Genomic DNA, 6,433 nt, shown 5'->3' on the forward strand with positions numbered 1-6,433 from the left:
AAGAGCGCTTAGAAAATCTCGGCTTGCGCGTGTACCTACACTACACAATTCCCGGTTACCCGACCGATGCCGCGCAAGTAGTATCCGAAGCGGGATTTGGAAAGAATGAATACATCGAAACGAGCCGCAATTTAGTGGTGGTGACGGCGCCCGGGCCGGGATCCGGAAAATTGGCAACTTGCCTCTCCCAGATTTACCACGATTTTCAGCTCAATATTCCGGCGGGATACGCAAAATTTGAAACCTTCCCGATTTGGAATCTGCCGCTCGACCATCCGGTAAATGTAGCTTATGAAGCAGCCACTGCCGATCTAGATGATGTGAACTTAATTGATCCTTTCCATCTGGCTAATTACGGTAAACAAGTAGTGAGTTATAACCGCGATGTGGAAGTATTCCCACTATTGGTATCGCTTTTAATTCAACTTTCCGGAGCTTCGCCCTATCATTCCCCTACCGATATGGGCGTAAATATGGCCGGAATGTGTATTTCTGATGACGCCGTCTGCCGCGAAGCAGCAGAGCAAGAGATTATCCGCCGTTATTATCACGCTCTAGTAGATGAAAAGCTGACGGGAGCAAAACCCACAGTTTCACAGCGAGTGCGGCTAATTATGAGCAAGCTGAAATTGGGGGTAGATATTCGGCGCGTAATCCCGGCCGCCTTGGCAAAGGCCGCGGAGAGCGGCGGCCCCGCTTCTGCTATTGAGCTGCACGATGGGCGCCTGGTGACGGGTAAGACTTCTCCACTTTTGGGATGCTCCGCTGCGATGCTACTGAATGCCTTAAAAGAACTAGCCGGCATCGATGATTCGCTGCAACTGCTCTCTCCCGAGTCTATTTTGCCGATTCAGACTCTAAAGACGCAGCATCTCGGTTCAAAAAATCCGCGCCTGCACACTGACGAAGTATTAATTGCGCTCTCCGTATCCGCAGGCACTTCTGAAGCAGCTCGCAAAGCACTGGCGCAACTAGCGAATCTGCGCGGCTGCGATGTGCATACTACGACTATTTTAGGGTCGGTAGATGAAGGAATTTTCCGGAGCCTAGGTTGCCTAGTTACCTCCGAGCCGAAGTTCCAGAATAAAGGCCTCTACTGGCGGCGCTAGAATTTATAAGCGTTTATACGCATTTATAAGTGTTTATAAGCGCAAATACTGGGAAGAAAATTTTCTAGATTCAAGCAAATATCTGGATACGAGGCTCTACCCTGCGTATAGAAAACTACTCTACATATAAAGATTTACCCTACATATAAGGATTCACCCTAGATGCAGGGCGGCGGCATTATCCAGCTATTGGCGAGAAGAGCAGCTATTTTCTCTGCTGTTTCTTTCTGCGCAGCAGGGGCACTAATAAGCACTTCTTCTCCCCCTTTTATCCCTAAGCTCATAAGCTGTAAAGCTGATTCGGCATCTTCTCCGTTGATATAAATATCTCCACCAGCTGCGATAGCCATATCAGCTATTTTGGCGGCAGGGCGAGCGTGCATACCAGCTATATCCTTTACTACTGCCCGCAATTCATACCGATCAGCTGCTGGCGCAGTAACAGAAGGAGAATTCTGCAGAGCTGGGCTCACGGAGTCGGAGGCAAACTTTCCTTCTGCCGAAGACTTTGCTGCCGCCGCGAGCGCATTGGCGGGCAGAAAAACTTGGATACTTTCCCGCGCTTGCTCTGCACACTCTGCTAAAGATTTTCCTCCTTGCGCAGCCACAGCCGCAGCCACCGCTCCTTCTATAAACGGAGCTTCCGCTAGTTGTACTTGATCATCGCCCAGAATATCGAGTAAAGATTCTCCGCTCAATTTAGACGAGCCGAGATCGGCAAAGAGAAGCACCGCAAATCCCTTCTGCCGCTGGGCTGTTACAGTTGCTTCTAAGCGCGAAAAATCTGTGCCTAAATCTCCTGCCGCAGTGCCGCCCACCGGAATAATAGCCACATCATTTGCCATTTGTTTAGCTAAATCTGCCAGCCCTTGCGCAAGCTGCGCAGAATGCGAAATTAAAACTAAAGAAACTGAGATAGAAGATTTCACCGTAATAATCCTTTCTTCTGCCTACCCATCACTAGCATCTAATGCGCATCTAATGCGCATCTTCTACGTGATTCGCTTGATCTGCTTGAGCCGCCTGCGCCGCTTGGGCTGCCGCCGCTAGAATATAGGCACTCGATACTGCTCCGGGATCTAAATGCCCGATAGAGCGCTCTCCTAGATAAGAAGCACGCCCTTTCCGAGCGCACATATCCGCCGTAGCTGCCGCGCCTTTAGCGGCTCCGGCAGCTGCCGCTTCCCATATTTTGCAGGGATCTATCTGCGCAGCTGCTTGCGCCGCAACCAAAGCAGCACTCCACGCATCTACCATAGTTTTTTCTCCGGGCACTGCTTTGCCCCGCTCCTGAATTCCCGTCAATGCTGCCTGCAATATCTGCAGAGAATCAGCTGCACTCAATTGCGGAGAATCCACAGCGGTAGCGGCTTTGGCCGCCCGTAAAAATGCAGTTCCCAGCAGAGGTCCAGATGCTCCACCTACCGTAGAGAGCAAAGTCTGGGCAGCAAACTTAAATACTTCAGCAGGAGTACTAAAGGTAGAATCCATTAATCCAGCTGCTACAGCTTGAAAACCGCGATCGAGATTTTCCCCGTGGTCACCGTCGCCAATTACTCGATCTAGCTCTATAAGCTCATCCCGATGTTCATTTATGATTTTTGCGCTGAGCTGCAACCACTCTTTTGCCCATTTCACATCCAGCATTTCACATCCCTTTCCGATAAGCGGGAGTGCACACCGGCGCCTGGAACAGCTCGCACATTTTCGCATCCGCACGCAGTAGAGTGAGCGAAACTCCTTGCATTTCCAAGCTAGTGACGTACGATCCCACTAAGGAATCTACTATTTTTATATCCGCGCTCTGCAAACGTTCCGCTAAGCGTCTATAAACTATATAGAGCTCAGAAAGCGGGGTACCGCCCATCCCATTAACTAAAGCAATTACTTGCTCACCCGCTCGCAAATTCAAATCCTCAATAACGGGATCTAGTAACTGATCAGTAAGGTCGTCGGCATTAGTAAAGGGAATTCTCCGCCGCCCTGGTTCGCCATGAATTCCAATCCCAATTTCCACTTCCGTTGCCGGGAGATCAAAAGAAGGTTTCCCCACATGCGGCACGGTACAGGGGCTAAGCGCTACACCTAGCGAACGCACATTGGCAATTACCGCATTGGCTAAATCTTTCACCTCTGCTAGAGATGCTCCCGCCTCACTGGCCGCGCCCACAATTTTCTCTACTAGCAGTGTGCCCGCTACGCCTCTGCGCCCAGCTGTGTAGAGAGAATCTTCTACTGCCACATCGTCGTTGACTACCACGGTAGCTACTTCAATATCTTCCATTTCAGCCAATTCGGCGGCAGTAGCAAAATTCAGCACGTCGCCCGTATAGTTCTTAACGATATAGAGCACACCCGCCCCACCGTCTACTGCTTGAGTAGCCGCCAAAATTGGATCAGGAGTAGGAGAAGTAAATACCGGGCCGGCGACGGCGGCGTCTAACATCCCGTAGCCCACAAAACCGCTGTGTAGAGGTTCGTGGCCAGATCCCCCTCCGGAAACTAAGGCCACTTTCCCCGGCGTCTTCTTTTCTTTCCTCAATACGTAGTGCAGCTGCTGATTTACTTCTACTTCTTGAGCATGGGCGCTGGCAAATCCAGCTAAGGATTCGGCAACTACTTTATGCGGATCATTAATAAGCTTTTTCATCGGACTACCTAGTACTTAAATATCTATGCTGTAGCACACATTTTACTACCTTAGATAAGGGAGGGGGAGATGTAAAAAGCGGGAGCTGGTATCTACCCAAGCTCCCGCTTTTACCTACAGATAATCTGCTTAATTAGTTTTCAATAAAGCGATTTTATTCCGCCTTATCTTCGCCAGCTGCTTCTGCCGCATTTGCGGCTGCTGCAGCTGCCTCTTCTGCCGCTGCTGCCACACCCGGAGCAGCTGCTGGCGCATCTGCCTGCGTATTTTCTTTGGCCGAAATACGCGCATTGATTCTATCCAGCAAGAAGGCACAAACCGCTCCTACCAGCGCCACAATCAGCGTGATAAGGAAGATTATCTTGTATCCCACTTCTGGATTATCGCGATGCGCTTCCACGATACCAGCGGTAGTCGGATTGCCCCAGAAAATCGAAGCGTAGACCAAGAGGGAACCAACTGCCATTGCCGAGCCGTTGATTTCTTCCGGCAAGTGCAGCTCCGCAATCGGAGCTAAAATTACCGACTTCCCTAGGAAAGTACCGAAAGCCATTACGATCAGCAGCCCCATCGCCAACCAGATATTTCCGGCAGGCAGCACGTAGATAAGACCCACGCCAAGGGCGATTACGCTGAGCGCCAAGCCCATCATGCGGGTGGAAGACTTAAATACGTAATCAGCCACTAAGCCAGATACCAGGCCAGCAAAAATACCTACTAAGCCGGTATTGAAAATACCGAAGGCACCTGCCTGCGCGGGCGTAGCTTTAAATACCAAAATCAGGTACGGAGCAGAGCAGTAAATTAGGTTTACGTAGCACCAATAGACACAAAGTCCGGCAATACCAGCTAACCAAACCCGCGGAATGAGCAGTACCCGCAGCAGGCCTTTCAAAGCGGCGATATTATCGGATTCACCTGGCTTTTCACCTTTCGCAGTGGCATTCTTTGGCACAAAGCGCAGCAGGCAGAAAAGCAATGGAATAATTATCAAGGTGTAGCAAACACCCATAATACGCATTACGGTGTCGGCGTGCTCCGAAAAAGCTGCTAGCAAGCCCACCACGATTAGATTCATTAGGAATTCGGCTGCACGGCGAATCGACTCCAGAAGTCCCATAGCCAAGCCGCGCCCTTTTGTATCAGAATCCTGCGACATGAAGGAAACGCCGTTTACCACTGCTGGCCAGCCAATCGCATCCCAGACTCCCCAGGATATGGCCATTGCAATCATTATGTTGAAGTCAAGATTTGGCACTAAATACAGCACTAATGCGGTGCCCATCCGCCACACAGACCAAGCGATCAGAATAGAGCGAATAGTGAAACGGTTATTTACCCAACCACCAGGCACATAAAGAAACATTGCTATGCCTAGCCAGCCCATGAGGATACCGAACTGATCGATACCAATCCCTAAGGCGGAGGTGAGCGGCACCATCAAGGAGCCTTTGAAAGCCTCAAAGGCGGAATAGGTGAGCTGCCCAGCCATGACTATCGTCAAGAAACCGCCTACGCGACCGGGGCGTAAAAATACCGGCAGCTTTGCGAATCTACTTTGTTTTTCCATATATTCTTTCCAATTCTGTATCTAGCTACTTTTCACTTTCGGCGCCGGTAATACCCATCAGAGTATTGGCCACATTAGAGATGATTCCCTCAACTCCCCAATTGGCGAGTTGATTTGCGCGGCCGGGATCATCTACCGTCCAAACATTGATGCCGAAGCCAGCTTGATGAATTTCCTTCACTCGCTCTGCCGTCAAGAAATTATCCTCCGGATGCAGGTAATCAGCTCCCACTAATTCCAGCATAGACTTCCAGTCGTCATAAAGAGCGACTGTTTCATAGAGGCAGCCGACTGGCAATTTCGGAGCGCGCTGCTTAAAGATATGCAGCAATACGTGATTAAAAGAAGAAATAATGACCTTGCGAGCGGGGTTGAGCTCCTCCAGCTCCGCAATGATATTGTCAATTAGCCGCAGCGTCTCTTTTTTGCCTTGCTCATTCGACTTGATCTCGATATTGGCATTTAACCCTTTTTCGTTCATAAACTGCACCAATTGCCGCAGAGTCGGCACTGGCTCGCCAGCAAATTGTGGACTAAACCAAGATCCTGCATCTAGCTGCAGCAGATCAGCCGCAGTTAAATCGTAGTAACTTCCTGCCCGATTTGTAGTGCGGTCTAAAGAAGTATCATGAATGATTATCGGAGTGCCATCTCCTAATGCATCCACATCTGTTTCAATCCAGTTGATTCCGTTATCCAAGGCAGCTTGGAAAGCACTGATAGTGTTTTCTGGCGCAAGCGTATTCAATCCACGATGTGCCATTAAAGTACAGCCTGCCATTTTCTCTCCTTTCTTTGCTCACTCGATTTACCGCCAGTACTTCTTTGCACGCTCGTGTGGTAAATCAGCAACAATTATTAATAGTAAGGTATTCCTTAAGCAGCTCCACATTTTCTTCTCACAATGCACATATGTGCAAAGCTAAGCAGGTATTTTATCCATATTTTCACCGGTATTTATACTGATTTAATATGCTAAGCTTCCTGCCTCTACTTTCTCAGTAGTGAAAAGTTTAAGAAATCTTCCTAGCAGCTAGGACGATGGGCGCCTTCCCTTTATCTCTCCTCGGGACGGTGCAGGCGGGCGGAAACCTGTCTCTTATA

At 49.5% G+C, this 6,433-nt stretch carries 6 protein-coding genes; 1 reads left to right on the top strand and 5 read right to left on the bottom strand.

Annotated features, from left to right (window positions below):
* Nucleotides 1-1,109: DUF1846 domain-containing protein (locus Q0X35_RS05595; protein WP_297566380.1), on the top strand; the 1,109-nt coding region annotated here is incomplete at its 5' end.
* 158 nt (nt 1,110-1,267) lie between these two features.
* Here Q0X35_RS05595 and dhaM read toward each other — a convergent pair.
* From dhaM to Q0X35_RS05620, 5 genes are all read right to left on the bottom strand, one after another.
* Entirely contained in the window at nt 1,268-2,038 is a 771-nt protein-coding gene (gene dhaM, locus Q0X35_RS05600) for a dihydroxyacetone kinase phosphoryl donor subunit DhaM (RefSeq protein ID WP_297566382.1), read from the bottom strand.
* 49 nt (nt 2,039-2,087) lie between these two features.
* Nucleotides 2,088-2,756, bottom strand: a complete 669-nt coding sequence (gene dhaL, locus Q0X35_RS05605; protein ID WP_297566384.1) for a dihydroxyacetone kinase subunit DhaL — start codon at nt 2,754-2,756, stop codon at nt 2,088-2,090.
* 1 nt (nt 2,757) lies between these two features.
* On the bottom strand, nt 2,758-3,759 hold the full coding sequence (dhaK, locus tag Q0X35_RS05610) for a dihydroxyacetone kinase subunit DhaK (protein WP_297566386.1): 1,002 nt from the start codon (nt 3,757-3,759) through the stop codon (nt 2,758-2,760).
* 154 nt (nt 3,760-3,913) lie between these two features.
* Nucleotides 3,914-5,329, bottom strand: coding sequence for an MFS transporter (locus Q0X35_RS05615; protein WP_297566388.1), 1,416 nt, complete (start codon nt 5,327-5,329; stop codon nt 3,914-3,916).
* Nucleotides 5,330-5,354: 25 nt separating this feature from the next.
* Nucleotides 5,355-6,110: a glycerophosphoryl diester phosphodiesterase gene (locus Q0X35_RS05620; RefSeq protein WP_297566390.1), complete on the bottom strand. Its 756-nt coding sequence runs from the start codon at nt 6,108-6,110 to the stop codon at nt 5,355-5,357.
* Between the last annotated feature and the right edge of the window lie 323 nt (nt 6,111-6,433).

It is taken from the genome of uncultured Arcanobacterium sp. (assembly GCF_947253055.1).
GTDB lineage: Bacteria > Actinomycetota > Actinomycetes > Actinomycetales > Actinomycetaceae > Arcanobacterium_A.

What these genes read in the sequence shown, in the direction of transcription:
- dhaL (WP_297566384.1), bottom strand. Translation starts at nt 2,756, where the DNA reads ATGCTGGATGTGAAATGGGCAAAAGAGTGGTTGCAGCTCAGCGCAAAA.
- dhaK (WP_297566386.1), bottom strand. Translation starts at nt 3,759, where the DNA reads ATGAAAAAGCTTATTAATGATCCGCATAAAGTAGTTGCCGAATCCTTA.
- Q0X35_RS05615 (WP_297566388.1), bottom strand. Translation starts at nt 5,329, where the DNA reads ATGGAAAAACAAAGTAGATTCGCAAAGCTGCCGGTATTTTTACGCCCC.
- Q0X35_RS05620 (WP_297566390.1), bottom strand. Translation starts at nt 6,110, where the DNA reads ATGGCAGGCTGTACTTTAATGGCACATCGTGGATTGAATACGCTTGCG.